Below are 19,433 nucleotides of genomic sequence, written 5' to 3'. Positions count from 1 at the left end.
CTAGCATGATCATTCCCGCAATTGACCTTATCAACGGTCAGGTAGTTCGACTCTATCAGGGGGATTACGAGCAGAAGACCGAATACAGCAGCAGCCCGCAGGCCCGCTTCGACGAATATGTCTCCCAGGGGGCGGTGCAGCTCCATCTGGTGGATCTGGACGGTGCCAAGGATGCCAATGCGCGCCAGCTCCCCCTGCTGACCCAGCTGCTGTCGGCCACCGAAGCGCCGGTGCAAGTCGGTGGCGGCGTACGCACCGAGCAGGATGTGGCAGATCTGCTGGCCGCCGGTGCCAGCCGGGTGGTGATTGGCTCCACCGCCGTCAAATCCCCTGATCTGGTAGCGAGCTGGATGGAGAAATATGGCCCCGAGCAGATCGTGCTGGCGCTGGACGTCAATATCGATGAGCAGGGCAATCGCCATATCGCGGTGGCAGGCTGGCAGGAGAACAGCGGCGTGACCATCGAGGCGCTGATCGAGCGCTTTCTCCCCACCGGGCTCAAGCATGTGCTCTGCACCGACATCAGCCGTGACGGCACCCTTGCTGGCACCAACGTCGAGCTCTATCGGGATCTCTGCGCCCGCTACCCGAGCGTCGCCTTTCAGGCCTCCGGCGGCATTGGCGGCATCGCGGATATCGAGGCGCTCAAGGGCTCCGGCGTCAAGGGGATCATCCTTGGCCGCGCCCTGCTGGAGGGAAAATTCTCGGTGGGTGACGCCATCGCCTGCTGGCAAGCCCCCGCAGCCGATACCAGAGGAGGCAACTGATGCTGGCAAGACGCATTATCCCCTGCCTCGACGTAAAAGATGGCGTGGTGGTCAAAGGGGTGCAATTTCGCAACCACGAGGTGATGGGCGGCATTGTCGAGCTGGCGCGCCGCTACGCCGAGGAAGGGGCTGACGAGCTGGTGTTCTATGACATCACCGCCTCCAGCGATGCCCGGGTAGTGGACAAGAGCTGGGTGAGCCGGGTAGCGGAGGTGATCGATATCCCCTTCTGCGTCGCCGGTGGCATCAAGAGCGTCGAAGACGCCCGCCAGATCCTCGAATTTGGCGCCGACAAGGTCTCCATCAACTCCCCTGCCCTTGCCGACCCGACCCTGATCAGCCGACTGGCCGAGCGCTTTGGCGTGCAGTGCGTGGTGGTGGGCATTGACTCCTACTTCGACGCCGACACGGGCCACTATCAGGTCAAACAGTTTACCGGTGACGAGAGCCGCACCCGCACCACCGCCTGGCACACCCTCGACTGGGTGCAGGAGGTGCAAAAGCGCGGCGCAGGTGAAATCGTGCTGAACGTGATGAATCAGGACGGCATGCGTCAGGGTTATGATCTCGACCAGCTCAAGCTGGTGCGCAGCGTCTGCAAGGTGCCGCTGATCGCCTCCGGCGGCGCCGGTGCCATGACGCACTTTCGCGATGCCTTCACCATCGCCGATGTGGATGGGGCGCTGGCCGCTTCTGTGTTCCACAAGGGCCTTATCCCCATTCCCGAATTGAAACGCTGGCTGAAAACCGAAGGAGTCGCCATCCGTGAATAACTTCTCTGAAAATGCACAAACCACCGCCAGCGCGCGCCCCCTTGCCGAGCAGCTCGACTGGGAAAAATGTAAATGCGCCATGATCCCCCGCCCTGAGTGCCTGTCTGATAATAGAGGAGCCGATACCCGTGCATAATTCCAACTTATTAATTGAACAGCTCGACTGGGAAAAATGCGATGGCATGATCCCTGCCATCGTCCAGCACGCCGCCAGCGGCGAGGTGCTGATGCAGGGCTTTATGACCCGCGAAGCGTTGGAAAAGACCCAGACCACAGGTCAGGTCACCTTCTTTAGCCGCAGCAAACAGCGGCTCTGGACCAAGGGTGAAAGCTCGGGCAATGTGCTCCAACTCGTGGCTATCAGCACCGACTGCGATCAGGATTCCCTGCTGATTGCCGCCAACCCCGTCGGCCCTACCTGCCACAAGGGCACAACCTCCTGCTTTAACGGCCACCCGCTGCCACCGCTCGGTTTTCTGGCAGAGCTGGAACAGATCTTGGCCGCCCGCAAAGGGGCCGATCCGGCCACCAGCTACACCGCCAGCCTCTACGGCAAAGGGACCAAGCGCATCGCCCAGAAGGTCGGTGAGGAAGGAGTGGAAGTGGCGCTGGCCGCCATGGCCAAGGATCGGGAGGAGCTCATTAACGAATCCGCCGATCTGCTCTACCACCTGACCGTACTGCTACAAAATGAAGGGCTGGGATTACAGGATGTCGTTCAACGGCTTTATGAGCGGCACAATAAATAAACTAATTAAACAAGGAAGCGGGTCAAAAGACCCGTTTCTTTAGTCAAATGACATTGCCAATTCAATCCAGTCTTTATATTTTTCCATAGGAACTCTTGATTTTTCATGTAAATGACAATTAAGGACATAATATGATATTTTTTCTGACCTTTCTTCATTTGATGCTTTAGAGTATGCTCGTTCTACAGATAAATATTCACTATTAAGCTGAGCAATAGCACTTTCATATTCGCCAAGATACCCCACCAAATGACCTTTTATCAATTGATATATATTTATTTCATAAAGCCCCGCTTTAAAATAAACATCACCCATTTCAGATAAATATATAAAAACAGCGCCATGTAAATCATAAAGACCACTTAACAATAAACTACTACTTTTTACTTCATACAGCACTTGAAGACTTCTTTTCATTCTCACTATTTTTTCATAATCATCAGGGACAGACTCCTGTACAGCAATAAGATATGCAAGAAAAGCAATATTTATGTCATCATTTTGGATGCTGGCAAATATCGACAGTAATCTATCTATGACCTTTTCAGTGCTTCGCAAAGATAAGTGACATGAGTCAGCGATAGCTGAAAGTATTACCGATAAAGAACCTACATTTAAGCCTTTCGGCCAAATCATTTCAAATACGTCCCTGTCTAAGAAGGAGCTTCTCGCTAAATACTCTTCAATAAAATTAAGCCTCGAACCACTTGGAAGGCTAAAACGCCTACTGAAAAATCTACTCAGATATGTATAAGCATTGAATTCTGAGCCATATATAACTTTTACCGCATGTTGCAATTGCTCGGTATCCGTTGCCAATACAAAAACTACTTTGGGAATATCGAATATATGCTTGATAGTCTCCAGCATCTCCACAGCATAGGAGGGGCGGCAGCGATCCAGTTCATCAATCAAAATAAATGCGGGATAATCCAGTTCTCCTTCACTTAAACCAACAGCCCCTTCAACCCATTGCCTAATTTCTTGTTTAAGATACTGGATAGATTCATAACGCTCTTTATGATTGCTACAAAGCGTATCAACCAGCTTATCTGCATCTTCGCCTTCCACAGAAAAATCACTATTTTCCCATCCAGCTCTTTTAATGGCTGACTTGAGCACCAATTTCCCGCCCACTTTGAGCAAACCCAATAGTTTTGACTTGATGCCATCAGGTATTGCAACCTTATTTCCTGTTGCATCTCTCAATTGATCGATAATCGACGAGATAACCGTCAATAAGGGATCGTCGGAAAAGTCCTGCTGCCAGGCATCGATATAGACGGTGGGATAGTGCGCTTTTAGCTCCATATACCAGCGCTTGATAAACCAGGTTTTCCCTGCCCCCATTCGGCATTTAGGTTAAGCACATAGTTGCGTTGCTTGCCTTCGGCGGCGAGGTATTTGGTCAGAAATTCGGCATAGCGGGCACGATCCAGCCGATCGGCACTCAAGATCTCTTCGCTACCCACAATGGCCCCCGGCCCGTCCCACTGAACTGCGTCATCCCAATTAAACGGTGCCACTGCCATCTCGTATCTCTCCATATTGCGTTGCTGATGATGATATCAGGGGCACAGTGAAAATAGTTTGATTAAAGACCTGTTTGTTGCCCTTTCTGCCGCTCGGGCTGGCATATTTGACTGCCTGGCAATTTCTCTGCTGCTGGCCCATGAAGCTGGGCCGATATGAGTGGGACAGTTATCTGAACAGCCACGGACTCAGTTGATTTCCTTTGACCACACCAACGATGACAATCGTGTGACATGGTGCAGATCCTGCGGAAATAAACGCGAAATATGGCCTGTGAAGTGCTTAATTTAAACCGTTGGTACATATATTCGCGCTGTATACAACGATGCCCTTAACCAAGGATGGTTAGCCCCATGAAGGATGAGCCCTTCTCTATCCAGTTACAGCATGAGCTGGATCACCTCAAAGCCATCTTCAACGAGACGGACGCCTACATGTTCACCAAGGATCTGGCGGGCCGTTACACCTATGCCAATCAGGCGGTGCTGGATCTCTTTGGCTGCACCCTCGCCGAGTTGCAGGGGCAGGATGATCGGGCCTTTTTTGATCTCGAATTCTCCGACACCATTCAACGCAACGACCGGTTGGTACTGGAGCAGCAAGTCGCCATCGCCCAGGAGGAGATCAACTACCTCAAATCCACCGGGGAAAAGCGCTGCTACTGGACCGTTAAAAAGCCTATCCATGACAAGGGTGGCAACCTGATCGGCCTGTGCGGCATCTCCACTGATATCACCGAACACAAGCAGATTGAGGCGCGGCTGGCGGAGCAGCATCAGCTGCTGGAGATCATCCTCGCCAATGTGGATGCCCATATCTACATGAAGGACAGCAAGCACCGCTTTCTCTACGTCAACCAAAAGGTCGCCGATCTGCTGGGTCTTCCTGCCGAGCAGATCATCAACCGGCGTGATGACGAGGTGATACCCGCGGCCAGCGCCTGCCAGCTGTGGCGGCTGGACAACCGGGTATTCGAAACCGGCGAGCTGCAAGCCGGGGAAGAGATGCTGACCGATCCCGAAGGCAATCAGCACTACTACTGGTCGGTCAAGGTGCCCTTTCTGTTGGGGGATGGCACTCCCACCCTGATCGGTATCTCCTCAGATATCACCGAACTGCACCAGCTCAAGGAGCAGTTGCACCAGCAGTCGGTGCGCGATGGCCTCACCGGCCTCTACAACCGCCGCTTCTTTTTCGAGATGTGCGAGAAGAACCTCAGTCTGGACATGCGCCACCACCTCACCTCGGTGCTGATGGTGCTGGATGTGGATCAGTTCAAGTGCATCAACGATCGCTTCGGCCATCCCCTGGGGGACAGGGCGCTGGTTCATCTGAGCAGGGTGATGCAATCGGTGCTGCGCAGCGAAGATGTGCTGGCTCGTATCGGTGGCGACGAGTTCGCCATCTTGCTGCCCAACACCACCCTCTTGGCCGCCGCATCCCTGGCCGAGCGACTGCGCCTGCAGGTGATGCAAAGCCCGCTGCCCCTGCCAGATGGAGATAAGCTGGTCATCACCATCAGCGCAGGACTGGTGGAAAATGGCGAGGGGGAGCTGATGGAGAGCCTCTACGCCCGCGCCGATCAGATGCTCTATCAAGCCAAACAGAGCGGCCGCAACTGCGTCGCGTGCAAGACCCCCTAGCCATACAACGGGAGGGCCAGCAGCCCTCCAGACCCCTTGTATCTCCCTCCTATGAATTGCTGTGCTGGCGCCTTACGAACAGGCGGCTACCCCAACTGTTTGCGCAGCACAAACTTTTGCACCTTGCCGGTCGAGGTCTTCGGCAGCGGGGTAAAGATGATCCGCTTGGGCGCCTTGAAGTGGGCCATCTGATCACGGCAAAAGGCGATCAACTCCGCCTGGGTGGTCTCTCGCCCCTCTTTCAGTTTCACGAAAGCGCAGGGCACCTCCCCCCACTTCTCATCGGGCATGGCGATCACCGCCGCTTCGTCCACATCGGGATGGCGATAGAGCACATCTTCCACCTCCAGACTGGAGATGTTCTCACCGCCGGAGATGATGATGTCCTTGGATCTGTCCTTGATCTCCACATAACCATCCGGGTGCCATACCGCCAGATCGCCACTGCGAAACCACCCCTCCGCCATCGCCTCGGCGCTGGCCGCCGGATTTTTCAGATATCCCTTCATCACCACATTACCGCGCAGCACTATCTCCCCCATGGTTTTGCCATCTTTGGCCACCGGTTCGCCACTGACCGGGTTGATAACCCGCATCTCCCCCTGCAGGGGCGACGCAACACCCTGCCGTGCCTTTAGGCGCGACAGCGTGGTGGCATCCTGACCTTGCCAGCTTCTTTGCGGTTCGCACAACACGCAGGGGCCATAGGTTTCGGTCAGGCCATAGACGTGGGTCACGGCGATCCCCATCGCTTCCATGCCGGCGATCACGGTGGCGGGGGGCGCTGCGCCAGCGGTCATCACCTTGATGGGGTGATCCAGCCCCTGCTTGAGCGCCGGATCGGCATTGTTGAGCATATTGAGCACGATGGGCGCTGCGCAGAAGTGGCTCACCTTGTACTCGTGCAGCGCCTCATAAATGGCGGCCGCCTGCACATGACGCAAGCAGACGCTCACCCCGGCGGTAGCCGCCAGCGTCCAGGGGAAGCACCAGCCGTTACAGTGAAACATCGGCAAGGTCCAGAGATAGACGGGATGTTTGGGCAGCTCCCAGGAGAGCACGTTGTTGATGGCGTTGAGGTGGGCGCCGCGATGGTGATAGACCACCCCCTTGGGGTTGCCGGTAGTGCCGGAGGTGTAGTTAAGGGAGATGGCCTGCCACTCATCCTCTGGCAACCAGCCGGGTTCATCGCCGTTACCAGTGGCAATAAAGGTCTCATAGTCGAGGTCACTGACAAGCGCCCCTTCCCGGTAGAGGGGATCGTCGATGGCGATGACCAGCGGTTGGCGCTCCAGCAGATCCAGCGCCTTGCGCACCACGGCGCCAAACTCCCTGTCCACCAGCACCACCTTGCTCTGGGCATGCTGGAAGATAAAGGCCATCGACTCTGCATCGAGCCGGGTATTGATGGTGTTGAGCACAGCGCCGCTCATGGGCACCCCGAAGTGAGCTTCAAACATCGCCGGGATATTGGGCGCAACGATGGAGACGGTATCCCCCTCCCCGATGTCGTGAAGCCGCAGGGCCGAGGCCAACTGGCGGCAACGGCGGGCGGTCTCGCCCCAGCTCTGGCGCAGCGAGCCGTGGATCAACGCCGGATAGTCGGGATAGACCCGCTCCGCCCGCCCCAGAAAGCTGATGGGGGTCAGGGCCTCAAAATTGGCGGCGGTTTTGGCAAGGTCGCGCTCATAGATGTTCTGCACTGTCATCGGATTCCTTCCTCACAGGTGGCACAAAACGGGCAGTTTCGGGATGATTCAGAGATCTGCAAGCGACATGGGCATCCTGCCCGTCACTGGTCTCTTATGGGGATGACAGCCTAACAGCGAGCCTGCAGCGGCAGGTATTAGCAAAACGTCTTAGACAGGGGCAGCCTGCTGCCAACAGGGGCCCCTGTTTTCGTTGCAAAAAAAAATATTTCATTACGGGAAAGCGTGCCATTTTTTTCACGAGCTGTTTTTGGCGAATAGCGAAAAATGACGATAACGGAATATTATTCCGTCAAAGCTGCTTTATATGTCATTTCATTCATCTCGGCACGCACTATTTTCATGACCTTTATTTAAGGTAAACCGCATAAAACGAAAGCTGAAATAGTTATTGCATAACAATTTTTATTTCATATCAGCTGTTAAATCCATGGAAAATAAATTTTGTGAGCCATCCCATAAAGCGAGCATGGTGAGATGTTCATCAAGCCGCGCACGGGTTACGGTTACAACTTGAAACAATCTACCGGATGTTCAATATCAGGCCAGATTTCTCGCCAATCACCACGCAATCCACAGTGAATTTGCGTACCTTGGATGTATGACGCAGAAACCCTATCGACCCGATATTCCGCCGAGCCCAAACCTGCTTTATCAAGGAGCATTTTATGTGTGCCGTGCCGAATACCACACCACGCAGACAATTCCCTACTGCATTTACCATTCTGTTTCTTATTATGTTGCTGGCCATTGCGCTGACCTGGATAATTCCGGCGGGCGCCTATGCCAAACTCTCTTATAATCCGGCCAGTGAAAGCCTGATGGTCAATAGCCCACAGGGGGAAATAAGCCGACTTCCCGCAACCCAGGATGCCCTGGCAAAACTCAATATCAATATTGCGGTAGAGCAATTTACCAACGGCACCATCCGCAAGCCCATCGCCATTCCCGGCACCTATGCACGGCTGGAGCAAGCACCCAAGGGGCTCGGTGACGTGGCGGTCAGCATGGTCAAGGGCACCATAGAGGGGGCGGATATCATCGTCTTTATTCTGGTGCTCGGGGGGCTGATCGGCGTCATCAACAAGACAGGTGCCTTCAGTGCGGGGCTGGTCGCCCTCTCACACAAAACCCGGGGCAACGAGTTCCTGTTTGTGGCGCTGGTCTGCTTCGTAATGGCGCTGGGAGGCACCACCTGCGGACTGGAGGAAGAGGCGGTCGCCTTCTATCCCATACTGGTGCCCATCTTTCTGGCGCTCGGCTATGACTCCATCGTCTGCGTGGGAGCCATCTTCCTCGCCGCCTCCATGGGTACCACCTTCTCCACCATCAATCCCTTCTCGGTGGTGATCGCCTCCAATGCCGCCGGCATTCCCTTTACCGAGGGGCTGATCTTTCGCGCCATTGGCTGTCTGGTGGGCACCCTGGTGGTGATCGGTTATCTCTACTGGTACTGCAAGAAGATCAAGGCCAACCCGGCCTTCTCCTACACCTATGAGGACAGAGAGCGTTTTCGCGCCCGTTTTCTCAAAGAGGGCTCTATGGACGAAGGGGTGCCCTTCACCCTGCGCCGCAAGATCATTCTGACCCTGTTTATCCTCGCCTTCCCGCTGATGGTGTGGGGCGTCTCCATGGCCGGTTGGTGGTTCCCGCAGATGGCGGCCTCCTTCCTGACCATCGCCATCATCATCATTTTTATCTCGGGCCTGAAAGAGAAAGAGGCGGTCGAAGCCTTCACTCAGGGGGCATCAGAACTGGTGGCCGTTTCGCTCATCATCGGACTGGCACGGGGGGTCAATCTGGTGCTGGATCAGGGGATGATCTCGGACACCATTCTGGCCTACGCCTCCGATCTGGTCTCCGGCATGCATGGCGCCGTGTTCGCGGTGGCGCAGATGCTGGTGTTCACCCTCTTGGGGCTGGTGGTGCCCTCCTCCTCGGGGCTCGCGGTGCTCTCCATGCCCATCATGGCGCCGCTGGCGGATACCGTGATGATCCCTCGCTATATCGTGGTGTCGGCCTACAACTGGGGGCAATACGCCATGCTGTTCCTGGCTCCCACCGGACTGGTGCTGGTCACTTTGCAGATGCTCGGCATCCAGTTCAACAAGTGGGTCAAGTTCGTGCTGCCCATGGTGGGCTTTGTGCTGGGATTTGGCGCCCTGATGCTGGTAGCGCAAGTGATGTTGGCCTGATAGGCCTGTGATACATGAGTGACAACACCCCGAGCCTGGCGCGGGGTGTTCTTTTGTCAGTCTTAGTGACGCACCCTCCCCTGCTGGCGGAAGCAGTAGAGTTTAAGGCTGATATCGGCGATATCGGCGGGAAGCTCCTCTCCCTGCTCGGCCAGGGGTCGGTAGAGGGATGAGAGCAGACGTTCGGCCTGCTGTACCGTGATGATGTTGGCCTGGATGGCCGGGGTGATCCAGCTGGGTAACATTGACATATCTCCCCCTCATTGATCCGATGATCTCGGGTGAACCTCTTCATTTCAGGTCTTACGGAGTTGTCTGCCGACCCGTTCACCCTCTGCTTCACCCAATCAAAGCAAAATGCTTGCCGTGATCTCTTATCGGCCAACATCCGATGGGGCTGGAGCCATTTATCAACCACTTGCGTGGCCATCTCAACGAACAGAGCCCTTGCTCAAGGCCTCCCTTGACCTGCCCCCGTCAGCACTTTGCCACTCTGGCATTCTGCTCACCGCCCGCCTTGCAAATTGCGACTCGAATTGCTCCTTATCACACTGGCAAAGCCCGCCATGCGCCGGAAACTGGTCACTTTTAGTCCGTTGTCGCCAAAGTCAGACACTTTTTCATGGTGGCTGTTTTTTGACCTTGCCAGCGCCTGTCGCAGGCCCATCCCCCTCGCCTTGTCCGGCCAACCGGTTATGACAAGATGGCGCCAGATTGGAACAGCCCGGATGGGTATGCAGGAGAACAACAAGATGAACAGATCCATGATGGCAGGTATCGGTATTGGCATCGCCTCGGCCCTGGCGCTCTCGGCCGCGGCTAGCGGCTCCCTCTTTACACCTCAGCCCACCTTTGCCGAGGTGATCGCCAGCAAGCCGGTCACCGAGACCATCAAGACTCCCCGCCAGGAGTGTCGCAACGTCACCGTGACCCATCGCAAGCCGGTACAGGATGAGCACAAGATCCTCGGCACAGTGGTGGGCGCGGCGCTGGGTGGCGTGGTTGGCCACCAGTTTGGCGGAGGCAGCGGCAAGAAGGTGGCCACCGCAGCCGGGGCTGTCGCGGGTGGCTATGCCGGCAATCAGGTGCAGGGCAATATGCAGGCGGGCGATACCTACACCACCACCGAGCAGCGCTGCAAAACCGTGCAGGATACGAGCGTCAACACCATTGGTTATGACGTGACCTATCGCCTCGCAGGTCAGGAGGGGGTGATCCGCATGAAGCAAGCCCCCGGCGCCACCATTCCGGTCAAAGATGGCAAATTGGTGATCGACCAGCCAAAAGTGTGATTTCTCCTGGCGCAATTCAGCAGCAGGCCCGCCTCTTTCGAGGCGGGCCTGTGTTTGGGCGGCTTGATTCCTTTTTCAAACAACGGCACTCAGGGTCATTGCGCCCAGTCAGTTACCCCTTGCAGCACTTCTTCACCGCCCGCACCACGTTCTGATACCCGGTGCAGCGGCACAGATTCCCCGACAGCCCGCGGCGGATCTCTGCATCGGTCAGCGGACGACGTTCGGTCTTGTCGAGCAAGGCGGCGCTCGCCATCACGAGGCCCGGGGTGCAAAAACCGCACTGCACCGCTCCCTCGTCGATAAAGGCCTGCTGCACATCGGAGAGCTCGTTGCCTTTGCGCTCCCCCTCTACGGTACGAATGGATTTGCCATCGGCCCACACCGCCAGATAGAGGCAGCTGTCGATAGCGGTGCCATTCACCCGCACGGTACAGGCGCCGCACTCACCGACACTGCACCCCTCTTTCACGCTGATAAGCCCCTGCCCGCGCAGGAAGTGGAGCAGCGACATGGTGGGCGGCACAGCATAGGAGTAAGGTTTGCCGTTGATCTCGCACTGGATCTCCACAGCGGGACAGCTTTGCGGTTGCATCATAGGATCTTCCCTCCGGCACGTTCGACAGCGCAGGCGACCACCCGCTGCGCCAGGGTTTTGATAAGGTGCAGGCGAAACTCCTTCTCCGCCCGCCAGGAGGATCGTGGCGCCACATCGGCCACCACAGCCTCGGCAATGGCGGCCAGTGTGGCGCGGGTCAGGGGTTGCCCTTCGGCCGCAGCTTCTGCGTGCGGGGTACGCACCGGGGTCGGGGCCGCCACCCCATAGGCCAGCCGCAGGCGCTTGAAGTGGCCATGCTCAATCTGGCAGTAGGCGGCGCAGCCGATGGTGGCGATATCCATGGCATCGCGCATGGCGTACTTGAAGTAGTGGGAGCCCACATGGGGGTGCGCGTCCGGGGCAAAGTGAAACGCCACCAGGATCTCCGCCGGTTGTAGCGCCACCTTGCCGGGACCGGTATGAAAACCGGCGATGGGGATGCGGCGCGTACCATCGGGGCCAGCGATTTCCAGCTCCGCTTCCAGCGCCACGGTAGGCGCCGCCGAGTCAGCACTGGTGGCGCCGTTGCAAATATTGCCGCCATAGGTGGCGACGTTGCGGATCTGCGGGCCGGCGATGGTGGCGGCCGCTTCAGCCAGCATCGGCAGGCGGCGCTGCACCAGCTCGTTCTCGATGATCTCGGTAAAGGTAGTGCCGGAGCCGATGCGGATAGAACCGTCAGCCAGCTCGCTCACCCCTTTGAGTTCGGGCAAGTCGTGAATATCGACGATATGACGATAGGCGGTGTTGAGGTGATGCAGCTGGATCATCACATCGGTGCCACCGGCCAGGAGACGCGCCTCAGGGTCGGCCTGACGCAGGGCGACCGCCTCGGCCACGCTGTGCGCCTTGTAGTAACGGGCAATATCAAACATGGTGTTGCTCCTCCCCTGATCCCTCGCCAATCAAACCCGCTGCGACAAACTCCCGGAACAGGGTTTTGGGGGTGATGGGCAGCTCGTTGATGGCGACACCGGTCGCCATGCGGATGGCGTTACGGATCGCCGGACCCGGCGAGATGATGGGTGGTTCCCCCAACGATTTGTGGCCATAGACCGACTGGGGCTCGTAGGTCTGCACGAAGTCGCATTCAAGCTCCGGCAAATCCAGCATGGTCGGGAACTTGTAGTCGAGCAGGTTGGGATTGCGTACCACGCCAGTCTTGGCGTCGATGATCATCTCCTCGAACAGGGACCAGCCGATCCCCATCCCCATGCCGCCATGCACCTGCCCCTCCGCCAGCTGCGGATTGAGGATCTTGCCCGCATCGTGCAGGTTGATGATGCGATTGATGGTCACCTTGCAGAGATCGATATCGACGCTGAGATCGACAAAGGTACAGCCGAAACTGGGCGGGTTGGTGGTGGTCTTGTGGGAGACCTCGGAGGTGATCTGACCGCCGATAGTGAGGTGGTAGTAGGCGTTGACCGACACCTCGGCCACGCTGATCAGTACCTTGTCCGGCGCACCGGCCAGCACCACGTAGCCGTCGATCAGAGTCAATGACCCCACATCCTGATGGCAGAGTTGGGCCGCTAGCGACAAAATGCGGGCCCGCAACTGCAGCGCCGCCTGATGAATGGCGGGGGCCGCCACATAGCTCTGGCGCGAGGCGAACGAGCCAGGATCGTAGGCGGTAATGTCGGTATCCTGAGTCGAGATGACCCGGATCTGCTCAAACGGAATGCCCAACGTCTGGGCCGCCATCTGGGCAAAGACAGTGTCCGACCCCTGCCCTATCTCGGTGGCGCCGATCTGCAGATTGACGGTGCCATCCTGATTGAGCAGCATGCGGGCACCGGCAATTTCGACCCCCACCGGATAGGTGTTGGAGCCGTAGCTGAAACACGCCACCCCGATGCCACGGCGCACCCGGCTTGCAGGATCCTGCCCCAGACACTCGGCCTTGAGTCGATCCCACTCGAACATCTCGCGGCCACGCAGCAGGCAGTCTGGCAGCCCGGCGCTGTAGATGGTCTTCTGGTTGACCTGATTGACATCCCCCTCGCGCGCCACGTTGGCGATCCGCACATCGAGCGGATCCAGCCCCAGTTCGGCGCAGGCGTCATCCAGCATGCATTCGAGGGCAAAAATCACCTGCGGCGCGCCGTAACCGCGCATGGCACCAGCGGTGGGCTGGTTGCTGTAGAAGGTTTTGGCCTCATAACCGAAGGCACTGCGCGGATAGAGGTAGCTGATCTTGTTGCCCCCTGCGCTGGCGATGGAGTGGCCGTGGGAGGCATAGCCGCCGGTGTTGGAGAGCACGTCGAGCTGATAGCCCTTGAGGGTACCGTCGCGGTTGAGGCCAATCTTGCCATCGATGGCAAAGCCGTGGCGGGTGCGGGAGGCAAAAAAGCACTCCTCCCGGCTCAAGGTCACCTTGACCGGTACGCCGCCGAGCTTGTAGCTCAAAAACGCCGCCATCGGCTCTTCCAGCACATCCTGCTTGTTGCCAAAACCGCCGCCCATATAGGGCTTGATCACCCGCACGCTCGACCAGGGCAGACCGAGGGATTTGGCCACCCGGCTGCGCACTATCTGGGGGATCTGGGTACTGCTGACGACGATGATGTGGTCCGGCTGATCCATATAGGCGTAGCAGGTCACCGTCTCCAGATGGCAGTGCTGCACCACCGGCGTCCGGTAGTGCCCCTGAAACTGCAGATCGGCCGCCGCAATGGCCTGCTCCGGGTCATTGGCACGAAGCTGGCTTTGGCGCAGCAGATTGCCGCTCGGGTGGATGGGATAGGCACCGTCGGCCAGCGCGCTTTGGGCATCCGTCATCACCGGCAGCGGCTCGTAAGTCACCTTGACCAGCGCGGCAGCCTTCTCGGCCACCAGCGGATCGCGCGCCACCACGATGGCGACCCCATCGCCGAAGTGGCGCACATGGTCGGTGAGCAGACGGCGGTCTTTCACATCCCGTTTGGCCTCATCGAGGGACCAGGCGTGACCGGCGGTACGAAAACAGGTGGTGGGGACATCTTCATGGGTAAACACGGCTTCGACCCCGTGCAGGGCCAGTGCCTCGGTCGCATCGATGGCAAGCACCTTGCCGTGGGCGATATTGCTTCGCACATACTTGGCGTGGCGCATCCCGAGCATGATGTTGTCATCGGTATAGCGGGCGCTGCCGGTCACCTTGGCCTCGGCATCCACCCGCTTGAGCGGTAATCCTATGGACATATGCAAGTCCTTTTTCGAATGGAAAAATCTGGAACCGGCATAAAAAACAGCAAGATATGCGCCTGTTTCCCGCCATCGTCAGGACAATGGGGAGAAGTGTGAAGGGGATCCCATCTAGCCCGCTTTTGTTGGCCTGTAGCAGCGAGCCAAGCGTGGCCCCTGAACAAACGGGGCACATCAGCGGTGAAAAAAGCGGCAGAGCGAGGAGAGCAAGGGTGGGAGCCTATCAATCTGGTAGGGGGATTTATCAAAATGGTATCGAGATGGCCCCCCAACTGCGGAGACGGCCGAGGCGTGATGCCTGCGTGGGCGGGCTAAAAATAACAGGCATAAAAATGGGGCCGCCAGAGCGACCCCAAACGGGCGGGTTATCCCTAAATAGCCCACCCCCCAGCATAAAAAAGCACCAGCGCCAGGGCGATGACCACGGTGCCGACGTTGAGCTTGTGCCACTCCTTCGAGCAGATGCGGCCGATCACCAGCGAGCTGAAGCCAAGCATGATGCCGGTCACGATGTTGCAGGTGAGCACGATAAAGACGGCGCACACCAGCCCGGACATGGCCCCGACAAAGTCATCGAAATCGAGCTTGGTGACGTTGCTCAGCATCAAGAGCCCCACATACATCAGGGCCGGCGCCGTGGCATAGGCCGGCACCAGATAGGAGAGCGGCGAGAGGAACAGCATCAGCAGGAACAGGCCGCCCACCACAGTCGCGGTGAGGCCGGTTTTGCCCCCCGCCGCCGTGCCCGCGGCCGATTCGATATAGACGGCAGCCGGGGCCGCCCCCACCAGACTGGAGAAGATGCTGCTGACCGAGTCGGCACTGAGCGCCTTGCCGCTGTTGATGATGTGACCATCCTTATCGAGCAGGTTGGCCTGCCCCGCCACGGCGCGGATGGTGCCGGTGGCATCGAATACCGCTGTCATCACCAGCGCCAGCACGCTGGGCAGCACCAGCGGCGAGAGGGCCCCCATGATATCCAGGCTGAAGATGAGGGACTTGCCCTGATCGTCCGAGAGGCTCGGCAGGGCGAACAGCCCCTGATACTTCACCGCCGGATCGAAAATCAGGCCGAAGATGGAGATGGCGATGATCACCAGCAGGATCCCCCCCGGTACTCTCAGCTTCTCCAGCCCGAAAATCACCGCAAGGCCGATCAGGGACATGATGACCGGCATCGAGGTGAAGGCCCCCAGCGCCACCGGCAGCCCCTCGAGCGGGTTCTTGATCACCAGCCCCACCCCGTTGGCGGCGATAAGCAGCAGGAAGAGACCAATCCCGATGCCGGTACCGTGGGCAATTCCCATCGGCAGGTTGTCAAGGATCCAGCTACGCACCCCGGTCACCGAGATAGCGGTAAAGAGTACCCCCATCAGGCAGACGGCCCCCAGCGCCACCGGAATGGGGATCTGCTGCCCCAGCACCAGACTGAATGCAGTAAACGCCGTGAGGGAAATGGCGCAGCCGATGGCCATCGGCAGCTTGGCCCAGAGCCCCATCAAGAGCGAACCAAAACCGGCCACCAGACAGGTGGCGACAAACACGGCGCCGGGGGGAAAGCCCGCCTTGCCGAGCATGCTCGGCACCACGATCACCGAGTAGACCATGGCAAGGAATGTGGTGAGGCCCGCCAGCACCTCCTGTCTGACGTTGCTGCCCCGCTCGCTGATCATAAAGTAGCGATCAAGAGCCGTTAGCGGCTGTTGCTTTGCTGCGCTCTGGCTGGCGTCATCATTGGCCAGCTGTTCCACGCTGTTTGTCCTGCTGTTTGCTTGGGTCATACCCAACTCCTTCACACGCGCCTGAATGTTCCATGACGAAATGGCGACAGGATCTGCGGGTCTGCCTCGCGCCAGTCTGATTAGAAACAGGCGATGGTGGCAGAGGATGCGACAGACAGACCAGGGCAGGTAGCCTTGACTCAAACGTTTGCCTTGCTGGTCAAAAAAACCGGGCCATTTCACGTTCTATGCGGGGAGATCCCCTGTGGTGCGGCAAGACTGGCGCCCCTGTGGGGCACGCCAGCCGCCGTATTCGTTGGGGCTGCGCCGCGGCAGCCCACTCCAGCCCCTACCCCCGTTCATGCACCAGCTGGCCATCCACATAGGTGCGGTAGATGGATCTGTCATCCCCCAGGGTCAACAGCACAAAGAGCTTGTCCCGCAGGGTGGTGGAATTGTCATAACGCAGCTGCTGCAGCGGGGTGGCGACCGGGTCGAGCACCACAAAATCCGCCTCCTTGCCCACCGCAAAGCTGCCGATCTTCTCGTCAAGCCCCAGCGAATGGGCGCCGCCCAGGGTCGCCAGATAGAATGCCTGATAGGCCGAGAGCCGCTCACCCTGCAGTTGCATCACCTTGTAAGCCTCGTTGAGGGTCTGCAGCATGTTGAAGGTAGTGCCGGCGCCGATGTCGGTGCCCATCCCCACTTTCACCTGCTTGAGCCACGCCTTGTGCAGCTTGAACAGACCGCTGCCGAGATAAAGATTCGAGGTGGGACAAAACGCGATGGTGGAGCCAGTCTCCTTCAGGCAATCCCACTCCTGCTCTTCCAGATGGACGCAGTGGGCAAACACGCAGTTGTGGCCGGTGAGGCCGTGCTGGTGATAGACATCGAGATAACCCTTGTGCGCCGGGAAGAGGGATTTGACCCAGGCGATCTCGTCCTTGTTCTCGCACAGATGGGTGTGCAGATAGGTGGTGGGAAACTCTTCGCGCAGTCGCCGCGCCATCGCCAGCTGCTCGGGTGTCGAGGTGGGTGCAAATCGTGGTGTGATGGCATAGAGCAGTCGACCATTGCCGTGCCAGCGCTCGATAAGCTGCTTGCTCTGCACATAACTGCTCTCGGCGGTATCGAGCAGATAATCGGGCGCATTGCGATCCATCATCACCTTGCCGGCGATCATCCGCATATTGATGCGGCTCGCCGCCTCGAACAGGGCATCCACCGACTCGGGGTGAACGGTGCCGAACACCAGCGCCGTGGTGGTGCCGTTGCGCAGCAACTGCTTGATGAAGAAGGTGGACATCTCGCGGGCATATTCGAGATCGTTGTAGCGCCGCTCGGCCGGGAAGGTGTGGCGGTTGAGCCACTCCAGCAGCTGCTCGCCATAGGCCCCTACCATCTCGCTCTGGGGATAGTGAATGTGGGTATCGACAAAGCCGGGCACTATCATCTTGCCGCGATAATCGCGCACCCGCACTTCGGCCGGAATGCGATCCTTCCCCTCCTCCCACTCACCGAACCAGTCGATGCAACCGTTGCGAATGATCAGCAGACCATCCTCGATAAGACGGGCGTTGGACTCAATCTCCTCGGGCTGCTCCACCACCCGGGTGATATCGAAGAAGCTGCCGCGTACCGCTTTGACAGAGTTGTCGTTTTTCATAACCGTTTCCCTGTTTTTCTTGTTCTGTTGACGTTTTTTGCCGGTTTAACCGTCAGATCCGTTCCACTTGTGGCGCCACCGCCTGCCCGGGCACAGGCTCTGGTGACCCCTCACCCTTGCTGGCCGATGGCTGGCCCGCACTGCGGGCGGTAAAGATCACATCCGGCTTGTCGCTCAGCTGGATCACTTCAACCGCCTCTGCATCCCTGATGGCCGCCTTGCGTTTGCGGCTCTGTGGCAGCACCAGGTTCATGATGATGGCGGTGATACCGCCGGCGCAGATGGGGTTCTCCACCAGCATGTAGATACCCGCCGGCAGCACCTTGAAGACGTTCGGGTCATAGGAAACCCCGAGCCCAAGACCCAGCGAAGTGGCGACAATCAGGGTCTCCCGCCGATCGAAACCGTGGCTGATGATGATGCGACCACCGGCGATGGCGATCATGGAGAACATGATGACCATAGCGCCCCCCATCACCGGTGACGGTATGGTGGTAAAGAAGCGCCCCACCACCGGGAAAAGCCCCAGCAGCACCAGAATGACGGCAATAAACTTGCCCACATGGCGTGACGCCACTCCGGTCATCTGGATGACGCCGTTGTTCTGGGCGAAGGTGGTGAGTGGCAAAGAGCCGAGGGCCGAGGCGATCACCGATACCAGACCGTCCGCCAGTACGCCGCCGGAGAGCCGCTTTTGAAACTCGGGGCCCTGAATATCCCGGTGAGAGACCATGGCGGTAGCGGTGATGTCCCCCACCGCCTCCAGCACGCTCAACAGATAGATGGTGCCCGCCAACATAAAGGCGTGAAAATCGAAGGAGAAACCGTACTTGAATGGGATAGGCACCGTAATAAGCGGCAGGTTCTCAAGGGCGGAGAAATCCACCATGCCAAGCATCAGGGCAACCGCATAGCCCACCAGCAGGCCGATGGCAATGCCGCTCATCCGCAGCAGCGGGCTTCGGCTGCAGTTGAAGGCGACGATAACGCAGAGCACCAAGAGCCCCAGCCCGATGTTCTCATATTTGCCAAAGGTGCCGCTGCTCATGGCGGAGAAGCCGCCGCCAAAGTCGATGATCCCCACCTTGATAAGGCTCAGGCCAATCATCAGCACCACCACACCGCTCACGGTCGGGGTGATCACCCGCTTGAGGTAGGACAGCACAAAGGAGGAGCCCATCACCAGAAAGGCACCGACAAAGGAGACCCCGAGCAGGGTCGAGACGATCAGCTCCTCATGGATGCCATCTTTTTTCATGGCGCCGCCGAGCGCGATCATCACGGTGACGAAGGAGAAGTTGACCGACTGGATGGAGAGCAGCCCCGAACCGATGGGGCCATAACGGTTCACCTGCAACCAGGTGCCGATACCGGAGGCGATCATCGCCATGGAGACCAGATAGGCGGTGGTCTCGGTGGAGAGGCCCAGCGCGCCGCCGACAATCAACGCCGGGGTCACCATGGGAACAAAAATCGCCAGCAGATGGGTCACTGCACCCATCAAGGTTTGATAAAACGGGGGTTTGTCTTCCAGCTCGTAAATAAGATCAGAGTGCTTGCGTGTTGTTTTAGACATCGTGTTTGTCCCATCACACAGA

Annotated in this window: 16 protein-coding genes; 6 read left to right on the top strand and 10 right to left on the bottom strand. The window is 58.2% G+C overall.

The window, feature by feature from the left end; all coding sequences use genetic code 11:
* Window positions 1-5: 5 nt before the first annotated feature.
* From hisA to hisIE, 3 genes are all read left to right on the top strand, one after another.
* Window positions 6-767, top strand: a complete 762-nt coding sequence (gene hisA / locus ACW5XC_RS12245) for a 1-(5-phosphoribosyl)-5-[(5-phosphoribosylamino)methylideneamino]imidazole-4-carboxamide isomerase (protein WP_042056006.1) — start codon at window positions 6-8, stop codon at window positions 765-767.
* Window positions 767-1,540 (top strand): imidazole glycerol phosphate synthase subunit HisF, encoded by a 774-nt coding sequence (gene hisF, locus ACW5XC_RS12240; protein WP_042056003.1) that lies wholly within the window; start codon window positions 767-769, stop codon window positions 1,538-1,540. The genes hisA and hisF overlap by 1 nt, the downstream gene beginning before the upstream one ends.
* A 182-nt stretch (window positions 1,541-1,722) precedes the next feature.
* Window positions 1,723-2,289 carry a bifunctional phosphoribosyl-AMP cyclohydrolase/phosphoribosyl-ATP diphosphatase HisIE gene (gene hisIE / locus ACW5XC_RS12235; RefSeq protein ID WP_236727597.1) on the top strand — a complete coding sequence of 189 codons (567 nt, stop codon included), beginning with the start codon at window positions 1,723-1,725 and terminating at the stop codon, window positions 2,287-2,289.
* Between the two features lie 39 nt (window positions 2,290-2,328).
* Here hisIE and ACW5XC_RS12230 read toward each other — a convergent pair whose 3' ends face one another.
* Entirely contained in the window at window positions 2,329-3,600 is a 1,272-nt protein-coding gene (locus ACW5XC_RS12230; protein ID WP_236727595.1) for a KAP family P-loop NTPase fold protein, read from the bottom strand.
* Window positions 3,591-3,821, bottom strand: coding sequence for a KAP family NTPase (locus ACW5XC_RS12225; RefSeq protein ID WP_236727594.1), 231 nt, complete (start codon window positions 3,819-3,821; stop codon window positions 3,591-3,593). The genes ACW5XC_RS12230 and ACW5XC_RS12225 overlap by 10 nt, the downstream gene beginning before the upstream one ends.
* Window positions 3,822-4,175: 354 nt before the next feature.
* Between ACW5XC_RS12225 and ACW5XC_RS12220 the strand changes: the two genes are divergently transcribed.
* Window positions 4,176-5,465: a sensor domain-containing diguanylate cyclase gene (locus tag ACW5XC_RS12220; RefSeq protein ID WP_042055998.1), complete on the top strand. Its 1,290-nt coding sequence runs from the start codon at window positions 4,176-4,178 to the stop codon at window positions 5,463-5,465.
* 86 nt (window positions 5,466-5,551) lie between these two features.
* On the opposite strand, the gene ACW5XC_RS12215 is transcribed toward ACW5XC_RS12220, so the two are convergent.
* A complete protein-coding gene (locus ACW5XC_RS12215; RefSeq protein WP_042055996.1) occupies window positions 5,552-7,174 on the bottom strand; it encodes an acyl-CoA synthetase in 1,623 nt (540 codons plus the stop codon).
* Between the two features lie 668 nt (window positions 7,175-7,842).
* On the opposite strand from ACW5XC_RS12215, the gene ACW5XC_RS12210 reads away from it, so the two are divergent.
* Complete coding sequence (locus ACW5XC_RS12210) at window positions 7,843-9,369, top strand: YfcC family protein (protein ID WP_042055994.1); 1,527 nt, start codon at window positions 7,843-7,845, stop codon at window positions 9,367-9,369.
* 62 nt (window positions 9,370-9,431) lie between these two features.
* On the opposite strand, the gene ACW5XC_RS12205 is transcribed toward ACW5XC_RS12210, so the two are convergent.
* Window positions 9,432-9,620 carry a hypothetical protein gene (locus ACW5XC_RS12205; protein ID WP_005345660.1) on the bottom strand — a complete coding sequence of 63 codons (189 nt, stop codon included), beginning with the start codon at window positions 9,618-9,620 and terminating at the stop codon, window positions 9,432-9,434.
* A gap of 501 nt (window positions 9,621-10,121) precedes the next feature.
* On the opposite strand from ACW5XC_RS12205, the gene ACW5XC_RS12200 reads away from it, so the two are divergent.
* The gene (locus tag ACW5XC_RS12200) at window positions 10,122-10,661 is read left to right on the top strand and encodes a glycine zipper 2TM domain-containing protein (RefSeq protein WP_042056068.1); all 540 of its coding nucleotides are present in this window, start codon (window positions 10,122-10,124) and stop codon (window positions 10,659-10,661) included.
* Between the two features lie 112 nt (window positions 10,662-10,773).
* On the opposite strand, the gene xdhC is transcribed toward ACW5XC_RS12200, so the two are convergent.
* From xdhC to ACW5XC_RS12170, 6 genes are all read right to left on the bottom strand, one after another.
* Window positions 10,774-11,259 carry a xanthine dehydrogenase iron sulfur-binding subunit XdhC gene (gene xdhC / locus ACW5XC_RS12195; protein ID WP_021230037.1) on the bottom strand — a complete coding sequence of 162 codons (486 nt, stop codon included), beginning with the start codon at window positions 11,257-11,259 and terminating at the stop codon, window positions 10,774-10,776.
* A complete protein-coding gene (gene xdhB, locus ACW5XC_RS12190; protein WP_042055991.1) occupies window positions 11,256-12,134 on the bottom strand; it encodes a xanthine dehydrogenase FAD-binding subunit XdhB in 879 nt (292 codons plus the stop codon). Before xdhB ends, xdhC begins: the two co-directional genes overlap by 4 nt.
* The gene (gene xdhA / locus ACW5XC_RS12185; RefSeq protein WP_042055988.1) at window positions 12,127-14,445 is read right to left on the bottom strand and encodes a xanthine dehydrogenase molybdenum-binding subunit XdhA; all 2,319 of its coding nucleotides are present in this window, start codon (window positions 14,443-14,445) and stop codon (window positions 12,127-12,129) included. The genes xdhB and xdhA overlap by 8 nt, the downstream gene beginning before the upstream one ends.
* Window positions 14,446-14,819: 374 nt before the next feature.
* Window positions 14,820-16,121: an NCS2 family permease gene (locus ACW5XC_RS12180; RefSeq protein ID WP_236727596.1), complete on the bottom strand. Its 1,302-nt coding sequence runs from the start codon at window positions 16,119-16,121 to the stop codon at window positions 14,820-14,822.
* A 397-nt stretch (window positions 16,122-16,518) separates the two neighbouring features.
* A complete protein-coding gene (guaD, locus tag ACW5XC_RS12175) occupies window positions 16,519-17,835 on the bottom strand; it encodes a guanine deaminase (RefSeq protein ID WP_042055984.1) in 1,317 nt (438 codons plus the stop codon).
* Between the two features lie 52 nt (window positions 17,836-17,887).
* Window positions 17,888-19,411: a nucleobase:cation symporter-2 family protein gene (locus ACW5XC_RS12170; RefSeq protein ID WP_042055981.1), complete on the bottom strand. Its 1,524-nt coding sequence runs from the start codon at window positions 19,409-19,411 to the stop codon at window positions 17,888-17,890.
* Window positions 19,412-19,433 lie beyond the last annotated feature (22 nt).

The organism is Aeromonas sp. 25-AL00135, assembly GCF_054052385.1.
Note: the sequence above shows the minus strand (reverse complement) of the source record. Positions and strands in the feature narration are given on the sequence as shown.

What these genes read in the sequence shown, in the direction of transcription:
- hisA (WP_042056006.1), top strand. Translation starts at nt 6, where the DNA reads ATGATCATTCCCGCAATTGACCTTATCAACGGTCAGGTAGTTCGACTC.
- hisIE (WP_236727597.1), top strand. Translation starts at nt 1,723, where the DNA reads ATGATCCCTGCCATCGTCCAGCACGCCGCCAGCGGCGAGGTGCTGATG.
- ACW5XC_RS12200 (WP_042056068.1), top strand. Translation starts at nt 10,122, where the DNA reads ATGAACAGATCCATGATGGCAGGTATCGGTATTGGCATCGCCTCGGCC.
- ACW5XC_RS12180 (WP_236727596.1), bottom strand. Translation starts at nt 16,121, where the DNA reads ATGATCAGCGAGCGGGGCAGCAACGTCAGACAGGAGGTGCTGGCGGGC.
- ACW5XC_RS12215 (WP_042055996.1), bottom strand. Translation starts at nt 7,174, where the DNA reads ATGACAGTGCAGAACATCTATGAGCGCGACCTTGCCAAAACCGCCGCC.
- ACW5XC_RS12205 (WP_005345660.1), bottom strand. Translation starts at nt 9,620, where the DNA reads ATGTCAATGTTACCCAGCTGGATCACCCCGGCCATCCAGGCCAACATC.
- ACW5XC_RS12220 (WP_042055998.1), top strand. Translation starts at nt 4,176, where the DNA reads ATGAAGGATGAGCCCTTCTCTATCCAGTTACAGCATGAGCTGGATCAC.
- ACW5XC_RS12225 (WP_236727594.1), bottom strand. Translation starts at nt 3,821, where the DNA reads ATGGCAGTGGCACCGTTTAATTGGGATGACGCAGTTCAGTGGGACGGG.
- guaD (WP_042055984.1), bottom strand. Translation starts at nt 17,835, where the DNA reads ATGAAAAACGACAACTCTGTCAAAGCGGTACGCGGCAGCTTCTTCGAT.
- ACW5XC_RS12230 (WP_236727595.1), bottom strand. Translation starts at nt 3,600, where the DNA reads ATGGAGCTAAAAGCGCACTATCCCACCGTCTATATCGATGCCTGGCAG.
- xdhB (WP_042055991.1), bottom strand. Translation starts at nt 12,134, where the DNA reads ATGTTTGATATTGCCCGTTACTACAAGGCGCACAGCGTGGCCGAGGCG.
- ACW5XC_RS12170 (WP_042055981.1), bottom strand. Translation starts at nt 19,411, where the DNA reads ATGTCTAAAACAACACGCAAGCACTCTGATCTTATTTACGAGCTGGAA.
- xdhA (WP_042055988.1), bottom strand. Translation starts at nt 14,445, where the DNA reads ATGTCCATAGGATTACCGCTCAAGCGGGTGGATGCCGAGGCCAAGGTG.
- ACW5XC_RS12210 (WP_042055994.1), top strand. Translation starts at nt 7,843, where the DNA reads ATGTGTGCCGTGCCGAATACCACACCACGCAGACAATTCCCTACTGCA.
- xdhC (WP_021230037.1), bottom strand. Translation starts at nt 11,259, where the DNA reads ATGATGCAACCGCAAAGCTGTCCCGCTGTGGAGATCCAGTGCGAGATC.
- hisF (WP_042056003.1), top strand. Translation starts at nt 767, where the DNA reads ATGCTGGCAAGACGCATTATCCCCTGCCTCGACGTAAAAGATGGCGTG.